Annotated in this window: 21 protein-coding genes and 1 riboswitch; of the genes, 8 read left to right on the top strand and 13 right to left on the bottom strand. The window is 66.0% G+C overall.

Annotated elements, in window-relative coordinates; translation table 11 throughout:
* Positions 1-83: 83 nt before the first annotated feature.
* Positions 84-1,589, bottom strand: coding sequence for a YhgE/Pip domain-containing protein (locus KXC42_RS21745; protein WP_006554660.1), 1,506 nt, complete (start codon positions 1,587-1,589; stop codon positions 84-86).
* Between the two features lie 216 nt (positions 1,590-1,805).
* On the opposite strand from KXC42_RS21745, the gene KXC42_RS21740 reads away from it, so the two are divergent.
* Complete coding sequence (locus KXC42_RS21740) at positions 1,806-2,210, top strand: hypothetical protein (RefSeq protein WP_033097552.1); 405 nt, start codon at positions 1,806-1,808, stop codon at positions 2,208-2,210.
* A gap of 13 nt (positions 2,211-2,223) precedes the next feature.
* Here KXC42_RS21740 and KXC42_RS21735 read toward each other — a convergent pair whose 3' ends face one another.
* Genes KXC42_RS21735 through KXC42_RS21725 form a run of 3 tightly spaced genes read right to left on the bottom strand, consistent with a single transcriptional unit; the run spans position 2,224 to position 4,637 of the window.
* Positions 2,224-2,898, bottom strand: a complete 675-nt coding sequence (locus tag KXC42_RS21735) for a response regulator transcription factor (protein ID WP_219129571.1) — start codon at positions 2,896-2,898, stop codon at positions 2,224-2,226.
* Complete coding sequence (locus tag KXC42_RS21730; RefSeq protein WP_219129570.1) at positions 2,886-3,977, bottom strand: sensor histidine kinase; 1,092 nt, start codon at positions 3,975-3,977, stop codon at positions 2,886-2,888. The genes KXC42_RS21735 and KXC42_RS21730 overlap by 13 nt, the downstream gene beginning before the upstream one ends.
* A gap of 9 nt (positions 3,978-3,986) precedes the next feature.
* Positions 3,987-4,637 carry a DedA family protein gene (locus tag KXC42_RS21725; protein WP_006554664.1) on the bottom strand — a complete coding sequence of 217 codons (651 nt, stop codon included), beginning with the start codon at positions 4,635-4,637 and terminating at the stop codon, positions 3,987-3,989.
* A 157-nt stretch (positions 4,638-4,794) separates the two neighbouring features.
* Between KXC42_RS21725 and KXC42_RS21720 the strand changes: the two genes are divergently transcribed.
* The 4 genes from KXC42_RS21720 to fahA all read left to right on the top strand — a co-directional run bounded on the left by KXC42_RS21720 (position 4,795) and on the right by fahA (position 8,703).
* Complete coding sequence (locus KXC42_RS21720) at positions 4,795-5,325, top strand: MarR family winged helix-turn-helix transcriptional regulator (protein WP_006554665.1); 531 nt, start codon at positions 4,795-4,797, stop codon at positions 5,323-5,325.
* Between the two features lie 116 nt (positions 5,326-5,441).
* On the top strand, positions 5,442-6,644 hold the full coding sequence (locus KXC42_RS21715; RefSeq protein WP_219129569.1) for a homogentisate 1,2-dioxygenase: 1,203 nt from the start codon (positions 5,442-5,444) through the stop codon (positions 6,642-6,644).
* On the top strand, positions 6,641-7,522 hold the full coding sequence (locus tag KXC42_RS21710) for a hypothetical protein (protein WP_219129568.1): 882 nt from the start codon (positions 6,641-6,643) through the stop codon (positions 7,520-7,522). The genes KXC42_RS21715 and KXC42_RS21710 overlap by 4 nt, the downstream gene beginning before the upstream one ends.
* Positions 7,519-8,703 (top strand): fumarylacetoacetase, encoded by a 1,185-nt coding sequence (fahA, locus tag KXC42_RS21705; protein ID WP_219129567.1) that lies wholly within the window; start codon positions 7,519-7,521, stop codon positions 8,701-8,703. Before KXC42_RS21710 ends, fahA begins: the two co-directional genes overlap by 4 nt.
* Positions 8,704-8,801: 98 nt before the next feature.
* On the opposite strand, the gene KXC42_RS21700 is transcribed toward fahA, so the two are convergent.
* The 3 genes from KXC42_RS21700 to KXC42_RS21690 all read right to left on the bottom strand — a co-directional run bounded on the left by KXC42_RS21700 (position 8,802) and on the right by KXC42_RS21690 (position 10,552).
* Positions 8,802-9,020, bottom strand: a complete 219-nt coding sequence (locus KXC42_RS21700) for a helix-turn-helix transcriptional regulator (RefSeq protein WP_094979910.1) — start codon at positions 9,018-9,020, stop codon at positions 8,802-8,804.
* On the bottom strand, positions 9,020-9,691 hold the full coding sequence (locus KXC42_RS21695) for a hypothetical protein (RefSeq protein WP_006554670.1): 672 nt from the start codon (positions 9,689-9,691) through the stop codon (positions 9,020-9,022). The genes KXC42_RS21700 and KXC42_RS21695 overlap by 1 nt, the downstream gene beginning before the upstream one ends.
* 123 nt (positions 9,692-9,814) lie before the next feature.
* A complete protein-coding gene (locus tag KXC42_RS21690) occupies positions 9,815-10,552 on the bottom strand; it encodes an IclR family transcriptional regulator (RefSeq protein WP_019288282.1) in 738 nt (245 codons plus the stop codon).
* 141 nt (positions 10,553-10,693) lie between these two features.
* On the opposite strand from KXC42_RS21690, the gene KXC42_RS21685 reads away from it, so the two are divergent.
* Complete coding sequence (locus KXC42_RS21685; protein ID WP_219130537.1) at positions 10,694-12,127, top strand: acyl-CoA synthetase; 1,434 nt, start codon at positions 10,694-10,696, stop codon at positions 12,125-12,127.
* 6 nt (positions 12,128-12,133) lie between these two features.
* On the opposite strand, the gene KXC42_RS21680 is transcribed toward KXC42_RS21685, so the two are convergent.
* The gene (locus KXC42_RS21680; protein WP_006554673.1) at positions 12,134-12,862 is read right to left on the bottom strand and encodes an MOSC domain-containing protein; all 729 of its coding nucleotides are present in this window, start codon (positions 12,860-12,862) and stop codon (positions 12,134-12,136) included.
* Between the two features lie 183 nt (positions 12,863-13,045).
* On the opposite strand from KXC42_RS21680, the gene KXC42_RS21675 reads away from it, so the two are divergent.
* Together KXC42_RS21675 and thiC are read left to right on the top strand one after the other, a co-directional pair.
* The gene (locus KXC42_RS21675) at positions 13,046-13,597 is read left to right on the top strand and encodes a hypothetical protein (RefSeq protein ID WP_200358841.1); all 552 of its coding nucleotides are present in this window, start codon (positions 13,046-13,048) and stop codon (positions 13,595-13,597) included.
* A gap of 296 nt (positions 13,598-13,893) precedes the next feature.
* Positions 13,894-14,004, top strand: a riboswitch (TPP riboswitch).
* On the top strand, positions 14,002-15,786 hold the full coding sequence (gene thiC / locus KXC42_RS21670) for a phosphomethylpyrimidine synthase ThiC (RefSeq protein WP_257605920.1): 1,785 nt from the start codon (positions 14,002-14,004) through the stop codon (positions 15,784-15,786). It overlaps the preceding riboswitch by 3 nt.
* A gap of 87 nt (positions 15,787-15,873) precedes the next feature.
* Here thiC and KXC42_RS21665 read toward each other — a convergent pair whose 3' ends face one another.
* The 5 genes from KXC42_RS21665 to KXC42_RS21645 all read right to left on the bottom strand — a co-directional run bounded on the left by KXC42_RS21665 (position 15,874) and on the right by KXC42_RS21645 (position 21,502).
* Complete coding sequence (locus KXC42_RS21665) at positions 15,874-17,295, bottom strand: TrkA family potassium uptake protein (RefSeq protein ID WP_238588776.1); 1,422 nt, start codon at positions 17,293-17,295, stop codon at positions 15,874-15,876.
* A gap of 14 nt (positions 17,296-17,309) precedes the next feature.
* Positions 17,310-18,071, bottom strand: coding sequence for an SDR family oxidoreductase (locus KXC42_RS21660; RefSeq protein WP_219129566.1), 762 nt, complete (start codon positions 18,069-18,071; stop codon positions 17,310-17,312).
* Between the two features lie 174 nt (positions 18,072-18,245).
* Positions 18,246-19,556 (bottom strand): MFS transporter, encoded by a 1,311-nt coding sequence (locus tag KXC42_RS21655; RefSeq protein ID WP_033097428.1) that lies wholly within the window; start codon positions 19,554-19,556, stop codon positions 18,246-18,248.
* A 129-nt stretch (positions 19,557-19,685) separates the two neighbouring features.
* On the bottom strand, positions 19,686-20,324 hold the full coding sequence (locus tag KXC42_RS21650) for a response regulator transcription factor (protein WP_006552214.1): 639 nt from the start codon (positions 20,322-20,324) through the stop codon (positions 19,686-19,688).
* Complete coding sequence (locus tag KXC42_RS21645) at positions 20,321-21,502, bottom strand: GAF domain-containing sensor histidine kinase (protein WP_024102243.1); 1,182 nt, start codon at positions 21,500-21,502, stop codon at positions 20,321-20,323. The genes KXC42_RS21650 and KXC42_RS21645 overlap by 4 nt, the downstream gene beginning before the upstream one ends.
* Positions 21,503-21,529 lie beyond the last annotated feature (27 nt).

Raw genomic sequence — 21,529 nt, 5'->3', positions numbered from 1 at the left:
CCCGATTCACCCTCGAATTCACCCGTATCGAGAGCGATCGCCGCGAGAACCGCCACTACCGTGGTAGTGGAGGGACTCCGCCGCTACCCCCGACGCGCGGCGGGGTCCCCCATTTCGTTCGTGGGCCCGTCGCTTTCGCCCGCATGCTCGGAGCTGCCGGAGGATTCGCCGGTATCGTCACGATCGTCCTCACCGGCGTCCACGCTGTCGTTCGAACGAACCGTGTCGGTCGCGACCGCAGAATCCCGAACCTGCTGTCGCGACGGCCGCCAGGGCAGACGCACGGGTGCGTCCGCGGCCCGGTGGAAACCGACGCGGTCGTAGATCCACGTCACCAGGGCGCCGACGACGAGACCGAACACGACGCCGACGATCGTCATCGTCACGCCGTGGCCGAGCCCGGCGTCGGGTCGTCCGTCGAAGTAGAGGATGGACCGCACCGCGAGATAGATCTGGTGCATCGGCTCGAAGGTCGACAACCATTCGAACATCCGCGGGGTGGCCTCGATCGGAATGGTGCCACCGGACGACGGCAGGCCGAGCACGATGAACACGATCAGGTTCACCAGCAGGCCCGCCGCGCCGAAGATCGACATCACCGCGAGGGACGTGATGCCCACGGCCGAGATCGCGAGCGCCCCGTACTCCCACAGCAGCAGCGCGCGCGGCGCCGGCATACCGAGTGCGGTGGCGATCCACACATACAACGCCGAGACGATCAACGACATGACCACCGTGATGCCCCACTTGAGTGCCAGCACCTGCAGGCGCGACATCCGGGTGGTCTCCCGCGCGATGTAGAGGGGGCCGTATTCGGTGGGCACGAAACCGAGGGCGCTGTCGACGACCGCGTTGATGATCGTGGCGCCGGTGAAGCCGGCCAGGATCAGCAGCAGGGTGTAGAAGAAGGCGGACAGGCCGGCGCCCGTCCCGTCGGGCAGCGGCTTGTGCTCGACGGTGAGTGCATCGATCGGCTGGGTCAGGACGAGGCTGGAAGCTCCGGACAATTGCAGGTCGGGTGCCGACTCTGCGAGCGTCGCGGTGACGGTCTCGGTCAGCTGCTGCCCGACCGTGTCGTTCACCTGGGTCAGCGCGCGGTCGCCGATCGTCGTGACGATGCCCGTCGCGAACGCGCCCGTCCGGGGATTCGTGTAGAGGGTGATGATCGGCTTCTCGATGTCACCGGGAACGACCGAGGCCTGCGCGAGGATCGAGATGCGTTTGGTGAAGTCGCTCGGGATGACGATCGCGCCGTACAGGCTGCCGTCGTCGAGGCCCTGGTTGGCGGCCGAGATTCCCATCCGTCGGAGGTCGATCTCCTCGGGATCGATGCCGTCGAGGATGCCCTCGGTGATCTGGTCGCCGAAGTTCTGTCGCTCGTCCGATCCGGGCAGCACATCGCCGACGTCCTGATTGACGATGGCCATCGGGAACTGTCTCAGGTTCTCGCTCGGATCGAGGAGTGCGCCGAGATAGAAGTAGGCCAGGGCACTCATCATCGCTGCGACGACAGCGAAGGGCGCGAGCCAGAAGCGCGGGCTGCGAAGGGTGCCGTGGTGCGGATCGGTGGTCGACTGGGTTGAACTCACCTATCAATTGTGCACACAGATGTGTGCTCTTGGAGGGCTCGAGTGCTCGAATGCACGCGAGGTCGGGTTGCGTGATCTGTCACTCGAAGGCGTCCTCCCCGCCCGAATTGCCGGAAAGCGTCGGAGATCGACAATTTCGGTTTGTCGTATCGGACCCCGCGGTCCGTGTTTCGATGTGGTCGACGGACGGATCCGACAGAATGGGTGGAGGGAACGATGGCGAACGGATTTCGGCGGGTACTGCGAGCGGGAGCGGTCGCCGCAGTGGCAGGAGGGATCGTCCTCGGCGGCGCCGGCATCGCGGCGGCGCAGGACGAGTGGCCGGTCCAGCAACCGAACAGTCCGATCTACGTGTACGACGTGGACCCCGCCAACTGGCTCACGCCGGACGAGCTTGCCTACTGGAATCCGCTGGTGAACGAGCCGCGGCTGACCTCGCCCTTCGGCACGAACACCCGCATCGTGTGTCAGGGCTTCCACGGCGTGACGACCGATTGCTGGCAGGCCGACCTCGAGGGCCGTCCACATAAGCTTCAGCGTCTGCCCGCGAACCTTCCGAATGTGACGGGGTCGAGCGCACCCGGCGGAGGCGTCGGGCACTTCGTGTATCCGCTCTTCTGATCCGTACGGGGCGTCAGCGGTCGTCCCGTGAGCTCGGGGTGCCTGTGCTCTCGAGATAGAGGAGAACCACCCGTACCCGCCGACTACGGTCGGCCTCGCGCGGCAGGTCGAGCTTCACGAAGATCGAATTGACGTGCTTCTCGACGGCGCTGACCGACATGGTCAGACGATCGGCGATGCCGGTGTTCGTCAGCCCCTGGGCGAGGGCCTCGAGCACCTCGCGTTCGCGTTCGGTGAGGGTGGCGACAGGGTCGGTGCGGCGGGTGCTCGCGAACAGTTGCCGCACCACCTCGGGATCGAAGGCCGTCCCGCCCGCGGCCACACGTTCCAGGTCGGTGAGGAACGCCCCCACGTCCGACACGCGATCCTTGAGCAGATAGCCCACGCCACCCCAGCCGTTCGTGAGCAGGCCGGTCGCGTTCCGGTGCTCGACGTACTGCGACAGCACGAGCACAGCGACCTGCGGGTGCTCCTCCTTGATGCACCGCGCCGCGTCGATGCCCTCCGTCGAGTAGGTCGGTGGCATACGCACGTCGAGCAACACGAGGTCGGGCACCTCGCGCTCGACGACGTGGTGCAGCTCGACGGCGTTGCCCACACCGGCAACCACCTCGTGGCCTTCGTCCGCGAGCAACCGGGACAGGCCATCGCGAAGAAGGGTCGAATCCTCGGCTATCACGATGCGCACGGGATCCTCGCTTCCACGACGGTCGGCCCTCCGCGGGGGCTGTGTACGGAGAACTGCCCGTCCAGCGCGGCGACACGGCGCGCGAGACCTGTCAGCCCGGAGCCCGTCATCTCGGCCCCGCCACATCCGTCGTCGACGACCGTGACCGTGACGACGTGACCGTCCGCCGCGACGGTCACCGACACGTTGTCGGCGCCGGAGTGCTTCGTCGAGTTCGTGACCCCTTCCGCGGCAACGTAGTACGCGGCTGCCGCGACATCGCGTGGTGGTTCCGGGTCGATCGACAGATCCAGGTCGACGGGGAGGAAGGTGTGCGCGGATAACCCTTCCAGCGCCGCGGCGATTCCGTGCTCGTCGAGCGCGGCCGGGTATATCCGCCACGCCACGTCGCGCAGTTCGGTGAGCAACGCCTGCGCCTGGGCGACGGCGTTGTCGAGGTCGGCGACGAGGTTCCCGCCGCCGCGTTCGGCGGTGCGACGCGCGCGACCGACGTCGAGTGCGAGCGCGACGGCCCGCTGCTGGACGTCGTCGTGCAGGGCGCGTTCGATCCGCCGGCGTTCGTCGTCGATGGCGGTGACGACGTCGGCGCGGGTGCGCTGCAGGTCGCGGAGGCGATGCTGCGTGGCATCGTCGCCGAGCAACCGCAGGGCTGTGCGGACGTCCCACTGGCCCACGATCATCGCCATCCGGACGGAGAGATAGATCATCACGGCGGCGACGAGGAGCGAGACGAGACCGTCGGCGACGGAGATGCGACCGCCTGCCAGCAGGACGAACGCCCAGCCCCCGTAGCCGGTCGCGGAGATCAGGACGAGCAGGACGACGAGGCCGACGAGCGGACCGTAGGCCAGGCGGACGAGGAAATATCCGGTCGGCTCGCGATCCGGAAGATCCCGGACCGCCTCGGCGTCGAACCATCGCACGAGACGAATACGGTCGCGTTCGGCCGCGCGACCCGGTCCGTCGGTGGTACGGCGAGCCGATGCCGCCACACCCGTCACCGCGGTGACGATCCCGAGCAGAAGCCCGACGACGGCGCGGACCGAGGTCCCGAGTGAGCGCCGAAGGTGATCGATCACGGACCGACCCTAACGGGCGCGAATCGATCGGACACGGCGGACGACGAACACCGCCACTGCTGCGACCACCGCGACGATCACGAGTTTCTGCAGCACATCGGCATACGGTTCGACGACTCCCCAGTTCTCACCGAGGAGGTATCCGGCGAGTACGAAGATCGAGTTCCACAGGGCGCTACCGAGGGCGGTCAGGACGACGAACCGACCGACGGGCATGGCCTCCACCCCGGCGGGAACCGAGATCACGCTCCGCACGAGCGGCACCATCCGGCCGAGGAGCACCGACTTCTCGCCGTGCCGGGCGAACCACTCTTCGCCGCGCCGCAGATCGGAGGTGTTCACCAGGGGGAGTCGCTCGACAACGGCATACATCCGCTGACGGCCGAAGGCGCGTCCGGCGAGGTAGAGCAGCAGTGCGCCGACGAGGGAGCCGAGGGTGGTCCACGCGACGGCCGAGACGAGGGAGATCTCCCCGCGGGAGGCCGCGAAGCCGGCGAGGGGAAGGATCACCTCGCTCGGGATCGGCGGGAAGAGATTCTCCGCGGCGACCGCGACACCGGCACCGGGTGCTCCGAGCATCTCCATCAGCTGTAGCGACAGACCCGCGAGGCCGTGGAGTTCGTCCGTGGGGGACTGCGTGAGGGTGTGTGCGAGGTTCATGTCCGGAACACTATGAGCGATGAACGTGCAGGTCGCTGCGGTTTTCCGCCGACTTCGCGGCGTTCGGAGTGCGGTTTTCCACAGTCCTGCCGAATGCCGGTCGCTCGACCGGATAGTAAATAGATGAATTATCCCGGATCTGCGGTACTGTGACCGCATGTCCAGACCCCGCGACCTCGACTACTGGTCCTTCGTCGAACTCGCACAGGAGCGTCTGAACAGCAAGTTCGGCGGCGAACATCACCGCAGCGCAACCGAAGTCCTGCTCACCCTCAATCGGGCCTCGGATATCGTCACCTACGACCTCGAGGCCGCGGTCCACCGTCCGCGTGGCCGGTCGTGGTCGGCCTATCGGCTCATGTTCGTCATCTGGCTCGCGGGCCCGATCGAACCGAACGTCGCCGCGCGGCTCACCGGGATGAGCCGCGCCGCCGTGTCCAACCTCGCGAAACCGCTGGTCGAGGCGGGAATCCTGGAGAAGACTCCGGTCAGTCACGACGCGCGTTCGGTGCAGCTGTCGCTCACCGAAGCAGGGGAGAAGGAGATCCGCGACAGCTTCCGTGCTCAGAACGAGCGCGAGGAGGCCTGGGTGGAGGTGCTCACCCCCACCGAGCAGCAGATTCTCGTGATGCTCCTGAACAAGCTGATCACCAACCGCAGCCAGTTCGACGTGCGCGGACGCAACTGACACAGCCTCGTGACCTCTCCGTGGTTGCGCTCACACCCTCGGATTAGTTAACGTATTTACTAATTCCAGGCGAGCGACCTTCCCTCGCACGCCCGAGATCCGCGAGGAGTCAGATCATGGCGTTCTACCGACAGCTCGGCGTCATCCCGCCTAAGCGTCACACCCAGCACCGCGACGAGAACGGCAACCTGTACTACGAAGAGCTGATGGGCGAGGAGGGCTTCTCGTCCGACTCGGCGCTGCTCTACCACCGGTACATCCCGTCGGCGATCGTCGACGCGACCGAGTGGAAGCTGCCCGATCAGACCACCAGGCCCAACCATCCGCTCGAGCCGCGGCACCTGAAGCTGCACGATCTGTTCCCCGAGACGATCTGGGCCGAGACGGATGTCGTGACGGGTCGTCGTCTGGTCCTGGGCAACGCCGACGTCCGCATCTCGTACGTCGTGTCGACCGAGCCCTCGCCGCTGTACCGCAACGTGGTCGGCGACGAGATGGTCTACGTCGAGTCCGGTGAGGCCACCGTCGAGACGGTCTTCGGTCCGCTCGAGGCGAAGGCCGGCGACTACGTCCTGCTGCCGATGGCCACCACCCACCGCTGGGTACCCAAGGGCGACGCACCGCTGCGCGCCTACACGATCGAGGCCAACAGCCACATCGTGCCGCCCAAGCGCTACCTGTCGAAGTTCGGGCAGTTCCTCGAGCACGCGCCGTTCTGCGAACGCGACCTGCACGGACCGACCGAGCTCATGCAGGTCGAGGAGGAGAACGTCGAGGTGCTGGTCAAGCACCGCACCTCGCAGGGCATCGTCGGCACCCGCTACCTGATGCCGCACCACCCCTTCGACGTGATCGGCTGGGACGGCTGCCTGTACCCGTACACCTTCTCGATCCACGACTTCGAGCCCATCACCGGTCGCGTCCACCAGCCGCCGCCGGCGCACCAGGCGTTCGAGGGCAACAACTTCGTCATCTGCAACTTCGTGCCCCGCAAGGTCGACTACCACCCGCTGGCCGTACCGGTGCCGTACTACCACTCGAACGTCGACTCCGACGAGGTCATGTTCTACTGCGGCGGCGACTACGAGGCCCGCAAGGGATCGGGCATCGGCCAGGGTTCGATCTCGGTGCACCCCGGTGGTCACGCGCACGGCCCGCAGCCGGGTGCCTACGAGCGCAGCATCGGTGTCGAGTTCTTCGACGAACTCGCCGTCATGGTCGACACCTTCCGCCCGCTCGAACTCGGTGAGGGTGCGCTCGCGTGCGAGGACGCCGCCTACGCCGGCAGCTGGAACCGCAATGCAGGAGCGGCCGAATGACTTTCGGACCTCTCCTGACCGGACTGTGCGACGACGCTGCGCTGTTCCCTCCGGGCAACACCCCGCTGCCCGTCGCCGTTCCCGCCCACGCCGGGCACCGCTCGTCCGCGCACGCACCGCTCGTCGGAGCGTTCGTCTTCCCGGCCGGTCGCCTCGATGAACTCGCAGATCACCTGGCGCAGCACCCGTATCCCGGTGAGCTGGCCCTGAGCCTGACCGCACCGACCGGCACCGCCGCCGTCCGGCCCGCACTCGAGCAGGTCGACGCAATGGACTCGGTGTCCGTGGTGGCCCTCGAGATCGCGGTCCCCGCAGAGCAATCCGTCGACGAGCTGTTCGCGGCGCTCGACGAGATCAGGGTGAGTCGACCGGATATCGATGTATTCGTCGAGGTTCCGCGTGACGAGCGCCGAGCCGAGATCCTCGCCCGACTGACCGGGACGCCGTACGCCGCCAAGTTCCGCACCGGCGGGATCGTGGCGGAGGCGTATCCGGACGAAGCCGAGCTCGCCGCAGCGGTCTCGACGGTCGTCACCACGGGAGTTCCGTTCAAGGCGACCGCCGGTCTGCACCACGCGGTGCGCAACACCGACCCGAGGACGGGCTTCGAACAGCACGGGTTCGTGAACCTGTTGGCCGCGGTGGACGCGGTGCTGTCCGGAGCCGACATCGACGAGGTCGCGTCCGTGCTGGCCGAACGTGACGGGGCAGTGCTCTCCGCACGTCTCGGCGCACTCTCCGACGACCGGGCCGCAGAGGTCCGGCGCCGTTTCCTGTCGTACGGCACTTGCAGCATCGCCGAACCGCTCGAGGATCTGCTCGGCCTCGGTCTGGCACCCTCGACCGTTTCCCCGATCACCGAAGGAACGAACGCATGACCACCATCGCCATTCCGGAGGGCTCGCTCTTCGGCCTCGACAACCTGCCGTACGGCATCTTCTCCACGGCCGACAGCGAACCCCGCGTCGGTGTCCGCGTCGGAGATTCGGTCCTCGACCTGAGCCGTGTCTTCGAGGACGACATCGTCTTCGCCGAGCCGTCGCTCAACGCGTTCATGGCCCGGGGCCGCGCCCGGTGGGACGAAGTCCGCGCTGCGATCAAGGAACTCGTCGCCGGTGACGTCGACGACGAGGCCGTCTTCGCCGTCGCCGACGTGACGATGCACCTACCGATCGAGGTGGCCGACTACGTCGACTTCTACGCGTCGGAGAACCACGCGTCGAACCTGGGCCGGCTGTTCCGGCCGCAGAATCCCGACCCGCTGATGCCGAACTGGAAGCACCTGCCCGTCGGCTACCACGGCCGGTCGAGCACCGTCGTGACCTCGGGCGTCGACATCGTGCGTCCGTGCGGACAGCGCAAGGGCCCCAACGATCCTGTGCCGGTCTTCGGTCCGTCGATCCGCCTCGACATCGAGGCCGAGATGGGCTTCATTGTCGGTGTCGGCTCCCCGATGGGTTCGCAGATCCGGCCCGACGAGTTCGCCGACCACTGCTTCGGTGCGGTCATCCTCAACGACTGGTCGGCCCGCGACATCCAGGCGTGGGAGTACGTGCCGCTGGGCCCGAATCTCGGCAAGTCCTTCGCGACGTCGATCTCGCCGTGGGTCGTTCCGCTCGCTGCCCTCGAGGCCGCCCGTATCGACACCCCGGTGCAGGACCCGGAACCGCTGCCGTACCTGAAGGGCACCGAGAAGTGGGGTCTGGACATCGATCTCGAGGTCGAGTGGAACGGGCACGTCGTGTCGCGTCCGCCGTATGCGCAGATGTACTGGTCGCCGGCGCAGATGCTCGCCCACACCTCGGTCAACGGTGCCGCGACCCGCACCGGCGACCTGTTCGGATCCGGCACCATCTCCGGCCCGGAGAAGGACCAGCGCGGTGCCTTCATCGAACTCACCTGGGGCGGAGCAGAACCCGTGCAGGTCGGCGACGAGACGCGCACCTTCGTCGAGGACGGCGACGAGATCGCCATCTCGGCCACCGCTCCCGGCCCGAACGGGACGCGCATCGGCTTCGGTGAGGTCCGCACCCGCATTCTTCCCGCGATCGGGGAATGAAAGAAACAGGTCCGTGCGTCAGCCGGAGCGCCACCGGCCGGACCATCGGCGATGCCCGGAACCCACGAGGTTCCGGGCATCGCCGTGTTCGGGGTCGGTCAGTCGACCGAAAGAATTTCGCCCACAGAGCAATCCAGCACACGGCACAGGGCGGTGAGGGTCGAGAATCGGATCGCGCGGGCGCGTCCGTTCTTGAGCACGGACAGATTTACGACGCTCACTCCCACCTGCTCGGCCAGTTCGGTCAACGTCATCCCGCGGTCCGCGAGCAGCCGGTCGAGGTGACACAGGACGGCATGCTCACTCTCGGGTGGCATCAGACCAGGCCTTCGTTGTCGCGGGCCATACGGCTTCCGATCCGCAGGACCACTGCCACGGCGGACAACGCCATGCAGAAGACGTACGCGTACCAGAACTCCGGGCCGATCGGGGCGTTGTCGAGGACGTCGTTCATGTCCACGTCGCGGATGAGCATGTTGGTGCCGAGCGTTCGAGGGATGGTCGGCACGAAGACCGTTGCGATGGCGATGGTGGCGGCGGCGTTCACGAGCCGGATGACGCCACGGTCGAACAGTCGCCCGCGGACGAATCGGACCACGATCCAGCTCAGCAGGCCCAGGGCCGCCAGGTAGCCGAGGGTCTGCAGGGCTTCGGCGGAGCGCAGGAATCCGACGGTGACGGGGGAGAGCGTGTCGGTGGGGGCGTCGACGACGGTGGTCGAAGCGGTCGCGAGGTCGGTGCCGTTCGGCGTGGTGAGCACTGGGGAGGTCGGGTCGTCGAACTCGACCCGTGCCGTCACGATGCCCTCGTTCAGCGAGCGGAGGAGCCCGCCGACGTAGTCGAAGAGCACGATCACCGAGGTCAGCGCGAAGACCGAGAGCGACGCCCACAGTTCGGTGCGGTCCTTCTTCGACGTCTCGGTGGGGGAGAGCGTGTCGGGTTCGGCGCCCGGGCCCTGGGGGCGGTCGGTGTCGTGGGTGGAATTCATGGTCGTCTCCGAACTCGCCGGACGGCGGGGCTATCGATTGTCGATACCATCGATATTCGTTATACCTATCGATAAACGATATGTCCAGAGGTGGGGGCGCCCGCCAGTCCTGCTCGGAGCGGATCAGGGTAGGCGACGCTCGATCGCGTCCCGCGCTGCCAGCGCCTTCGCGCCGTAGTCGGCGAAGAGGTCGGGGGTCAGTCGCGAAGCCGGGCCGGAGATGCTGAAGCAGCCGCGCACGGTGCCACCGCGCCCGCGCAGGGCGACGGCGACGGCGGCGATGCCGTCATGCAGCCCCTGTTCGGTCACGGCGTACCCGCGGGCGCGAATCTCGGCGATCTCCTCGCGCAGAGCCGCCGGATCGGTGACGGTGTGCTCGGTCAGCGAGGGGAGTTCGGTCGCGAGGAAATTCTCGATCCGTTCGTCGGGCAGCGACGCGAGATAGGCCTTGCCGGTGGACGCGGCGTGCAGAGGCAGGCGCGTGCCGAGGGCGAGGAAGGCGCGCAGCTGATGGGCGCTGTCGAGTCGCTCGATCAGGACCAGCTCGTTCCCGTCCGGCACGGCGAGATGGACGGTCTCGCCCGTCTCGGTCTGCAGCCGGTTCAGCTCGGGGAGTGCGACCTCGCGCAGGTCGTCGCCGGACGACATCGCGCTGCCCAGGCTGAATGCGCGGCCGGTGATGACCCACTGCCCGGCGTTCGTCGTCGAGGGGCGCAGCCAGCCGGCTTCGGCAAGGGTCTTGAGGCATCGCTGAACGGTGCTCTTGGGGACGTCGAGTCGCTTGCTCAAGTCCGAGAGTCCGACCGGTTGCGTGGTCGCGACCTCCTCGAACACGCGGAGTGCGGTGAGAACGCTGTTCATCGGAACCTTTCGCGCGGTCGTTGACGGCAGGCGGCACGGGCTATAGGTTGAGCCGGACCGCATCGTAGCACGCTGGTCCACAATGTGGACCGTGCACCGCGCGACACCGTCCGGCAGGACGTCGAGAAGGGACCACCACCGATGACCACCACCACGCCCGTGCCGTTGCTGACCTCGCTCACCGAGTCCGGAGCAGGCAGTGACGACCGCAGCGCTGTCCGCGTCGGAGACGTCTCGCTCACCCGATCCGAACTGATCGCGGCTGCCGCCGCTGTGGCCGACGAGGTCGCAGGCTCCTCGCGGGTCGCTGTCGACGCCACCGCGAGCATCGAGACGGTGATCGCCACGACCGGATGCCTCATGGCCGGTGTGGCCGCCGTGCCGGTGCCGCCGGATTCCGGTCCGACCGAGCGCGCCCACATCCTGAAGGACTCGGGTGCGCAGCTGTGGCTCGGCGCGGCCCCCGAGGACGTCACCCTGCCTGCGATCCCTGTCGACGCGAGCGCGCGTTCGTCGTCCTCGCACGCGGAGGCCGATCCGGGCAGTGCCGCGATGATCATGTACACCTCGGGAACCACGGGCGCCCCCAAGGGAGTCGTGCTCTCGCGGTCCGCCGTGGCGGCCGGTCTCGACGGTCTCGCCGAGGCATGGAACTGGAACTCCGACGACACGCTCGTCCACGGACTTCCGCTGTTCCACGTCCACGGACTCATCCTCGGTGTCGTCGGCGCGCTCCGGCAGGGCTCGCCACTCGTACACACGGTGCGACCGAAACCCGAAGCCTATGCGGCAGCCGGTGGTTCGCTGTACTTCGGTGTTCCTACCGTGTGGTCGCGGGTCGCCGCCGACGAATCGTCCGCTCGCGCACTGTCGTCCGCGCGACTTCTGGTGTCGGGCAGTGCGCCCCTTCCCGTTCCGGTCTTCGAGCGCATGCTCGCCCTCACCGGTTCCGCGCCGATCGAGCGGTACGGGATGAGCGAAACGATCATCACGATCAGCACACGCCACGACGGTGAGCGCCGGCCCGGCTGGGTGGGACTGCCCATCCACGGCGTCTCCACCCGCCTGCGCGACCAGGCCGGCAACCTCGTGCCGCACGACGGCGAAACCCTCGGCCAGTTGGAGGTGTCCGGCGCGACCCTGTTCGACGGCTACCTGAACAACCCCGAGAAGACCGCCGAGTCGATGACCGAGGACGGCTGGTTCAAGACCGGCGACATCGCCGTGATCGACGACCAGGGTTTCCACCGCATCGTCGGCCGCGAATCGGTCGACATGATCAAGTCCGGTGGCTACCGGATCGGCGCCGGCGAGGTGGAGCACGCGCTGCTGAACCATCCCGGCGTGCAGGAGGCCGCGGTGGTGGGTGTGCCGGACGACGATCTCGGACAGCGGATCGTCGCCTACGTCGTCGGGGATCTCCGTGATCCGGGCGAACTCTCGGACTTCGTCGCGCAGACCCTGTCGATCCACAAGCGCCCCCGCGAGATCCGTACCGCCGACGCACTTCCGCGCAACGCCATGGGCAAGGTGCAGAAGAAGCTTCTCGTCGAGGACTACCTCGCCGGGAAGTGACCCGGTCTACCCGATCCGGACTTCGTCGCCGACGGTGATGTCGCCGGGAGTCGGGACGGTCGCGTAGACACCGATGCACGGCATCGGCTTGCCCTCCGGCACATTGGGCACCTGATGCGCGGTCATCACCTCACGCAGCATGTCGCGCCGCGCGGGAACCTCCTGATGGGGGAGCGTCACCATGACGCACCGCGCGGTGCGCTTGTGCGGTTCGAGGACTGCCGAGCCCACCGACACCCGTCGGCCGATCCATTCGTCCTCCACGAAACCGGTCGTGTCCGGAGTGTCGACGACCAGCTGCGGCCGGAACCGCCGCAACGCGACATCGGTGGGGTCGCCGGTGCCGAGCGCTTCGACCGCGGAGCGGGAGACGAGATGCACCGGCGCCTCGTCGTAGGTGCGGTCGCGCGGTTCGAGCCGCACGTCGTGACCGAGCAGCTTCGACAGCAGGTCGTCGACCTCGGGATCGTCGCCGCGCACCACCGTGCCGTCGGCGAGCGTGAGTTCGAGTGCCGCCGGATCGCGGGGGTCGTCGTCGTTCAGAAGTCGTGCGGAGCAGGTCAACAGCAGTCCGTAGCGTCGGAAACGCTTCGCACTCGCGATGTTTCCGGTTTCGGCGTCGACCAGCGCCCACAGGTGGTCGCCGCGCACACCGTCCGCTTCGATCGCTGCGGCGTCGATCCGTTCTCCTCCGAACGATTTCACCGGATAACGCCACACCTGATCGATACGCACGACTCGTGAGCATACGGGGAACTGGGGAAAATGTTACGTGCGATTCCAACTCGCGGACGAAAACACCCGAGTCTCCGCCATGTTCTTCAACGGCGCATTGCAGATGACCTCACCACTGTTGGAACCGATGAGCGAATCCACCGCACCACTGCTCGCGATCTACCCCAATCGCAGAAACATGAGGTGGACACGTGGATGCTGCGCCGTGCCGCGGTCGATGCACGCCGCCGACTCCCGAAGCTGGATGACCCGAATCCCTCGACCTTGCTGGCTCAACGGAAGCTGCCGTCGCAGCTGACCGCGCTACGCGCTGTCCATGTCCCCGCATCCAAACAGCACGCAGAAAAGGGACGGGACGGACAGGCCTATGACGAACTCCTGCGGTCGCAGCTTGCCCTCGGAGTGCTTCGAAACGCACAAGCCGCAGAAGTCGGCATCGCCCACAAGCCCACCGGGCGACTGCTCGATGCATGGTTGGCCGGCCTGCCGTACACCCACAGGTGCACAGCTGCGGGTGATAGCCGATATCCACACCGACATGACCGCCTCCGGCCGACGAATCGGCTGCTGCAGGGAGACGTCGGCGCCGGAAAGGCCCCTGTCCTGGCAGCCACTGCGTTTGCGTTACTGGTAATCGAAGGCGGCTTTCAGGCGGTCCTCATGGCCCCGACCGATATTCTCGCTCGGCGCAACACTTCGAAGAGATCGCCGAAGCATTACGGCCTCTCGGCGTGACCGTCGACCTGCTGGTGTCCCGGACCTGCCTCTCCCCCGATCGACGCCGGTCGAGTTCGAAACCATCATGACCACACCAGTCGCACAGGCTGCGTGACCGAAACTGTCGCCGAATCGTGCAGCAGTCCCCATCGAAGGCCAGCTGTGCGGACGAGATCCCGATCTCCTCGAGTCAACAGTCGATGACGTATAGAAGAGTACCTCCTCGTAGCTCGTACAGGACGGGCCGACTTCGCACCGCTCCGACGACCGGACCAGCTACATCTGCAGCGAGACGAGTCGGGTGTTAGGGTCTGTGACGTCCCCACGGGAGCCCTATTGCAGGGGCTGAGATCGGGCTGAGGCAGCCTGCGACCGTCGAACCTGCCCGGGTAATGCCGGCGAAGGAAGTAGGAACGATTCCGATGAGTGCATCCAATTCGCATGCCCTGAGCTATGTCCTCGACGAGGAACACGGCCTGCGTGTACCTGTCACAGAGATCCGCTTGAACGACTCTCCCGGCGGGGTGCCGAACCCGCCGCTGCAGGTCTACCGCACTGCAGGTCCCGGTAGCGATCCGCTGGTCGGGCTCCCGCCGACGCGCGCCGACTGGATTGCTGCTCGCGGCGACGTCGAGCACTACCCGGGGCGAGAACGGGATCTGCTCGACGATGGCCGCTCGGCTGTGCGGCGTGGAGAGGCGTCCCAGGAGTGGAAGGGGCCCCGACCTGTCCCGGTGCGAGCGAAGACAGGCCGGACGGTCACGCAGATGCACTATGCCCGGGCGGGGATCATCACCCAGGAAATGCGGTTCGTGGCGCTGCGGGAGAACTGCGACGTGGAACTGGTGCGCTCGGAGGTGGCGGCGGGTCGGGCGATCATCCCCGCCAACGTCAACCACCCCGAGTCCGAGCCGATGATCATCGGCAAGTCCTTCCTGGTGAAGATCAATGCCAACATCGGCAACTCAGCGGTTACCAGCTCCATCGTCGACGAAGTCGACAAGATGCGCTGGGCCACCCGTTGGGGCGCGGACACTGTGATGGACCTGTCCACCGGCGAAGATATCCACACCACCCGAGAATGGATCATTCGCAACTCCCCGGTGCCGATCGGCACGGTGCCGATCTACCAGGCTCTGGAGAAGGTCGCCGGCCAGGCCGATGCGCTGACGTGGGAGATCTTCCGCGACAACGTGATCGAGCAGTGTGAGCAGGGTGTGGACTACATGACCATCCACGCCGGAGTGCTGCTGCGCTACGTACCGCTCACGGCCGAGCGGCTCACCGGCATCGTCTCCCGAGGTGGGTCGATCATGGCCGGTTGGTGCCTCGCCCATCACGAGGAAAATTTTCTCTACACCCACTTCGACGAACTGTGCGAGATCTTCGCCCGCTACGACGTGGCATTTTCCCTCGGGGACGGGCTGCGACCGGGGTCGATCGCCGACGCCAACGACGCCGCGCAGTACGCCGAACTGGACACCCTTGCCGAACTGACCACCCGTGCCTGGGCTCACGACGTTCAGGTGATGGTCGAAGGCCCTGGCCACATCCCGATCCATCGGGTGCGGGAAAATGTGGAGCGTCAGCAGAAGCTATGTCATGGAGCGCCTTTCTACACCCTGGGGCCGCTGGTGACCGACATTGCTCCGGGCTACGACCACATCACCTCCGCGATCGGGGCCACCGAGATCGCCCGCCATGGCACCGCGATGCTGTGTTATGTCACCCCGAAGGAGCATCTGGGACTGCCGAATCGGGACGACGTGAAGACCGGGGTCATCACGTACAAGATCGCCGCTCATGCCGCCGACATCGCCAAGGGCCATCCCGGTACCGTCGAGCGCGACGACGCGTTGTCGAAGGCGCGTTTCGAGTTTCGGTGGCGGGATCAGTTCGCTCTGTCGCTGGATCCGGATACGGCCGAGCAGTTCCATGACGAGACGCTTCCGGCCGAACCGGCCAAGACAGCGCACTTCTGCTCGATGTGTGGGCCGAAGTTCTGCTCGATGCGTATCTCCCAAGACATCCGGACCAGGTTCGGTGACGCCGCCGACCAGGCCGCCGTCGCCGGGATGCAACATATGTCCGACCAGTTCAGGGCCGCCGGCAGCACGGTGTACTTGAACGCGCCCACCGTTCCGGCCTTCGAGGATGTGGCGGGGCACGAGTCGATTGGAGCCGAAACGGGCGGTGTGCCCACGTAAGGAGTCGGGTGAGTTCCCAATGTCGCTGGCGGTCACAGTGCGACGGAGGAAACTCGCCAGCGCTGCATGACTGGACAATCGTCGACGCTATTGTCTGTCGGCTCCGGATTCGTGCCATGTTGATGTGCGCTGCCTCGAAGGCGCTCGTCGGAGTCGTACCTCGAACGAGGGGTAGTGAGCATCTGTCCCGGTGACATGGGGGCAATGGTGTCGTGCGGCGAGGACGAACTGTTCGAAGGACCCGTCGAGTTCGAGGTGGATCGTGTCGTTTGCGACTACCACACGGTGTGCGTCGAGACCGAGCAGTCGGGCGACGACGAAGGTTGCACTCAAGGTTGCGACATTCCTGGTGATCCCTAGCGGGAGGAGGGATCCGGTGTCGGTGAGGGCTTCGTGTTCGCCGGCTCTGAGGACGAGTCTGGCGTCGGGGTGCACTCCATGGGCTGCTACGGACACGGCGATGTTGTCACGGTCGTCGGAGCCCACGGCGGCAAGGCATCGGGCCCGGTCGAGGCGGGCGCGTTCGAGGAGGGTTCTGTCGGTACCGTGCCCGACGATGGTGGGAATGTTCAGTGCTCGGGCCAGGCGCAGATTGCGGGCTCGATCGTCGCGTTCGATGGCGACGACGGGGATGCCGAGTTTGCGGAGTTCGAGGCACAACCGGAGACCGACCTGTCCCAATCCGACGACGATGACGTGGTTGCGGCGGGGGAGAACCCGTTGACCGATCAAGCCGATGAGGCTGGTTCCGAGCAGACGTTCGATTATCCCGGCGGTGAACATGGCGGTGAACACGATCGCCGCCAACATCGCCAGAGCCGCGAACACGTCATAGGTGTGGTCGCCGTGTGAGGCCGGTGCGGGACCGACGGTGGCGACGACCTGGACTGCTTCTTTGAGGGACTCGACCCAGTGATGGCCTTTGCCGACGGTGAGCCATATCCAATCGATCAGGAGGATGGCGAGCAGTCCGATAAGGCCGGTGAGCAGCATGCGGGTGCCGGCGTCGTGGGATCGTAGTGTGCCTACGGAGTGGACGAATCGGCGGCGAATTCTGCTGGTGCGGCTGTGGGGTAACGGCTGCCAGGTCGGTTGGTCACCGTGGGCGGATTGCCGGAGGACGCGTGTGGTGCCATCGGGCGCGGTGTGCGCGGCGTCGATCGTGGCAGCGATGCACGGGCCGGCCAGGGACGGTGTCGCGAGGTCTGCGGGGGAGGTTACCTGACAGTGGGGAATCAATCGGGTGAGCTGGTTGGCGATGGTGCGATCGAAGACGGTCACGACCATCGGTGTGTGGGGACTGATGTGGGCGATGGCGAGGGCATAACGGACGGCGACCGCGTCGTCGTGGGTGACGACGGCGACCCCGGCCGGGTCGTGCTGGGTGATCTGCAGAAGTTCCGGGTCGTCGGGTGCATCGAGGTGGACAACATCGAAGTGGCGTTGGGTGAGCGACGCGCACACGAGCCGGGCAACATTCGACGCGCCGATGACAACGAATGGGGACATCGGGCCGACGCCGATCACCGCACAGGTGCAGGGAACGAGGTGTAGGCAGTGAAGATGCCACCGGAGCCGATATCGGATGTTGGGTCGATCAGCTCCGGCAGCACCGCTTCGAGGCGTATCGGGGCAGCAGCGGTGACACTTGTCTCCGGAGTCGGGGTGGGTACCAGACGAATATTGTTGATCCGCAAGAGGTTACTGCCGAGTTCACGTCCGGCGGCGAGAGCGAAGGATTCGATTGCACCGTCCATGGAGTCTCGCGCCGGTCCTCGATCGGTGTCGGTGATTCTGCGGAGCGTGTCCAGGCCGGTGACGGTGACGATCGATCCGATGCCGCCGGTGCGGTGGAGGGATACGGCAGCACGTCTGGTCGTGTGGAACAACAACGCCATGTGGTCGTAGGTGAACCGGCCCCAGTCGGCGGGGCGGATCTCGCTCAGTGAGTGGCATGCTGTTTCCGGGCCGGGTAGCCATGCGGTGTGCACGAGCGCGTCGATGCCGCCATATCGTCGCTCGAGGTGGGTGAACATGTTGTCGACGTCGGATTCGAGGGTCAGATCGGCCGCGACCGGATGAGCGATCCCGTCGTCATCGGCGACTCGGCCGGCGAGGTACTCGGCAGCATCGAGGGTGAAGCTGTGCGTGAACACGTGGTGTCCAGCGGCTGCCAACGTTCGGGCCACGTGGGCGCCTTCGTTCTGTTCGACGCCGGTGACCAGGACACGCAGTGAGGTGGTGGGTAGAGCCAACGGGTGCAGCGACGGTTCGGCGATGCTCATCTGGACTCGTTTCGAGGGTGCCGGGGGCGCGGGGGGAGGAGTTCCGCGCCCCCGGGAATCGGGGTGGGATGGATGTCTGTCGAGGTCCACGGCCGTGGGATCGTGTGCGGACGAATCGGCGGCCGGCCGAAGGGGGCGGGGCGTCGGCGACCGGGGACCGGTGCGTGAGCGTGCTCAGTGAGAGGTCGGTGACAGTTGTTCCTGTCCGGAGGTTTCGTCGTTGTCGGACAGGTCCTGTCGGTAGGTCTCGCGCATGGCGATCACGCAGACGACGGAGACGGCGCACATTGCGACCATGAACAGCGCCACGGCGACGTACGAGCCGGTGCGATCGAGCAGGTAGGTGGCGACGATCGGTGCGGGAGCGCTCGAGGCGAGGGTGCCGATCGTGTAGCCGAAGGAGATTCCGGTGTAGCGGATGCGGGTGTCGAAGGATTCGGCGAAGAAGGCTGCGAGGGGACCGTAGGAGGTGGCGAAGGCGAGGCAGAACACCACGAACCCGATCATCGCCAGCGCGAAGGATCCGGAGTTGACCAGCCAGAACCAGGGGAAGGTGAACAGCAGCATGGCGAGAACCCCGGCGAGGAAGACCGGCTTTCGGCCGTAGGCGTCCGACAGCTTGCCGAACAACGGTAGTGCGACGAACGTGACCGCCATGGCGACGAGGACGAGTGTCAGCATCTGGTTTCGGGTGTAGCCGACCTGCGTGACGCCGTAGCTGAGGCCGAATACCGTAGTGCCGTAGAAGGTGACGCCGATGGCGAAGTAGGCACCACAGGTCAGGAGGACCTGCTTGGGGTAGTGGCGAAGGACCACCCCGATGGGCAGCTTCTCCAACTGTGCGTTCTTCTTGACGCGGGCGAAGTTCGGGCTTTCGCCGACATGCAGTCGGACGAACAGGCCGATCGCGACGAATGCGCCGCCGATCAGGAAGGGAACGCGCCATCCCCAGGATTCGAATGCTTCGGGAGACAGTCCGGCCATCAACAAAAAGACCGTGTTACCGAGCATCAGTCCTGCCGGCACGCCCATCTGCACCCAGCTGCCGTAGTAGCCGCGTTTGTCGGCGGGAGCGTGTTCGACGGCCATGAGGATCGCCCCGCCGATCTCACCACCGAGTGCGAGACCCTGCACGAAACGCAAGGTGACGAGGATGATCGGTGCGGCGACGCCGATGGTCTCGTAGCTCGGGAGCAGCCCGACTCCGAGAGTGGTCAAGCCCATGATGGTCAAGGTGATCACGAGCATGGACTTGCGTCCGATCCGGTCACCGAAGTGACCGAACACCACTCCGCCGAGCGGGCGCGCCACGAAGGCGGCAGAGAACGTGGCAAACGCGAGCAGAGTGCCGATCAGAGAGTCGAACTCGGGGAAGAAGATCTTGTTGAAGACGAGTCCGGCTGCGGTGCCGTAGATGAAGAAGTCGTACCATTCGACTGTTGTGCCGACACCGCTGGCAAAGCCTACTTTCGATGTTTGGGACATTTTTGGCATGTGGGGCCTCCGTTGCCGCGAGCGCGAGATGATTTCTGCGGCTCAATATATGGGTGACCCAGAACACATAACATCTCCATGTGGAGAGGTGGAGTGCGCTCCGGGTATAGCGAATTCGATTCAGAGCAAGCGAAGTTCGTGAGCGCGTGCAATGGCTTCGACGCGATTGCGCGCGTTCAGTTTCTGCATGGCGCTCTGCAGATAGGTCTTCACGGTGTTGCGGGTGAGAGACAGTTCCTGAGCGATTTCGGGATTGCTGTGACCCATGGCCGCAAAACGCAGCACTTCGTACTCGCGCCGGGTCAGGCCGGCCCGGTACAGCGCCTCGGAGGTCACGACTTTTCGTGGTCCCGTCAACCTCGGGTCGACCACCCGGATTCCGCTGGACACACGGTGAATGGCTGTGGCGAAGTCCTGTCCGCTGATGTCCTTGACGAGGCAGCCGTCGGCGCCTGCTTCCATCAGTAGATCGATGGCACCGTGATCGGCGAACGCGGTGAACAGCAGTATCCGCGCGTGCGGCGCGACTCGACGAAGACGCGGAATCAGTTCCGGTGCAGGGATATCGGGGAGCCGAAGATCGAGGAGGATGACGTCGACGGACAGGGTGCGGGCCAATTCGACCGCGGCAGAGCCGGTCAGTGCACCTCCCACGACTTCGAGGTCGGTGTCCTCGCGGGCGAGTAGTTCCACGCCGCCACGCACGATCGGATGATCGTCGACGACGAGGATGCGGATGGTCTTCGGTGGCGCGGTCATGTGCTCGGTCCCTCCAGAGCGTCTACCCAGCCGCGCACGGTGGTGCCGCTTTCGTCGTCGCTGACCACCGACATACCGCCCCCGAGCCGCTCGAGGCGCCCTGCAGCCAATCCGAGCCCCAGCTGGCTTCCTCGCATCGGATCGTCGGTGCCGTCGACGCCCCGGCCGTCGTCGCTGATGACGACCGTCACCTTGCCCGACCGCGCCGACAAGCTGACCACCACAGTGGACGCGTCGGCGTGTTTCTCCACGTTGACCAGCGCTTCGCGAACAAGGCGTTGGAGTGCCTCGACGCGGCTGACATCGAGGTCGGGGGATTCGGTCAGTGGCACGAAACGGGCCGGGATACCGGTCCGGAGCGTGAATGCCTGGCAGTCCTCCTCGATGCCGACCGGAAGATTCCGTTCGGGGGGCCGCGCGGTGAGGTCGGTCAGCGATCTGCGGATGGAAGCATTGACGGCGTGTACCTGTTCGGTGATCTCCTGCAGGCGATCGTGGATCGCCTGCGCGTCAGCGAGGGCGCGCAGGCTCTGCAGTTCGGCACCGATCCGGAAAAGGACCGGGCTCACGGAATCGTGTAGGGATTCGGCGAGCCGTTTCCGTTCGGCTTCGAGGGCGAGTTCTGTCTGGGTGGCGGCCCTTTGGGCGCTGAGGAGAGTGACGGCGGCCGTTTCGGCGATCGATTGGATCTCTGCGATGACTCGATCACCGAAGGACGAATATTCGCGGGTGCCGACATACATGGCGCCGAGTACATGGCCTTCATAAGCCATGGGCACGGCAAGCATTCCTCGCAGTGACTCCTGTTCGACGAGCGCGTCGAAGTCGTGGGTGATTCCAGGATCGGACAGATAGTCCCGTACCCAGACGGGTTGTTGGAGCATGATGCTCTTGCCGCCGAGCCCGATCCCTTCCGGCACCACCAGTCGGTGCAGAGCGTTGCTCTTCGTGCCCTGCCAACTGCGGTGAACCATCACCCCATCGACCTCGACGCGCCCGATGAGCGACATGTCGAAGTCGCCGATCTCCCGGATCCGCTGGCCTGCTGTGGTCATCGCCGACGCTTCGTCGGTCAGAACCAGCAGCTCGGCGCGCGAAAGTGCGAGATTGTCGAGGATCGACGGTTTGAGGTCCGAGTGGGTGAACTCGTGAGCTGCAGTAGGTGTATTTTCCGACACCGGCTTTCCTCGATCTTCTTTCCGGGG

The organism is Rhodococcus sp. LW-XY12, assembly GCF_019317345.1.
Classification (GTDB): Bacteria; Actinomycetota; Actinomycetes; order Mycobacteriales; family Mycobacteriaceae; genus Rhodococcus; species Rhodococcus pyridinivorans.
Note: the sequence above shows the minus strand (reverse complement) of the source record. Positions and strands in the feature narration are given on the sequence as shown.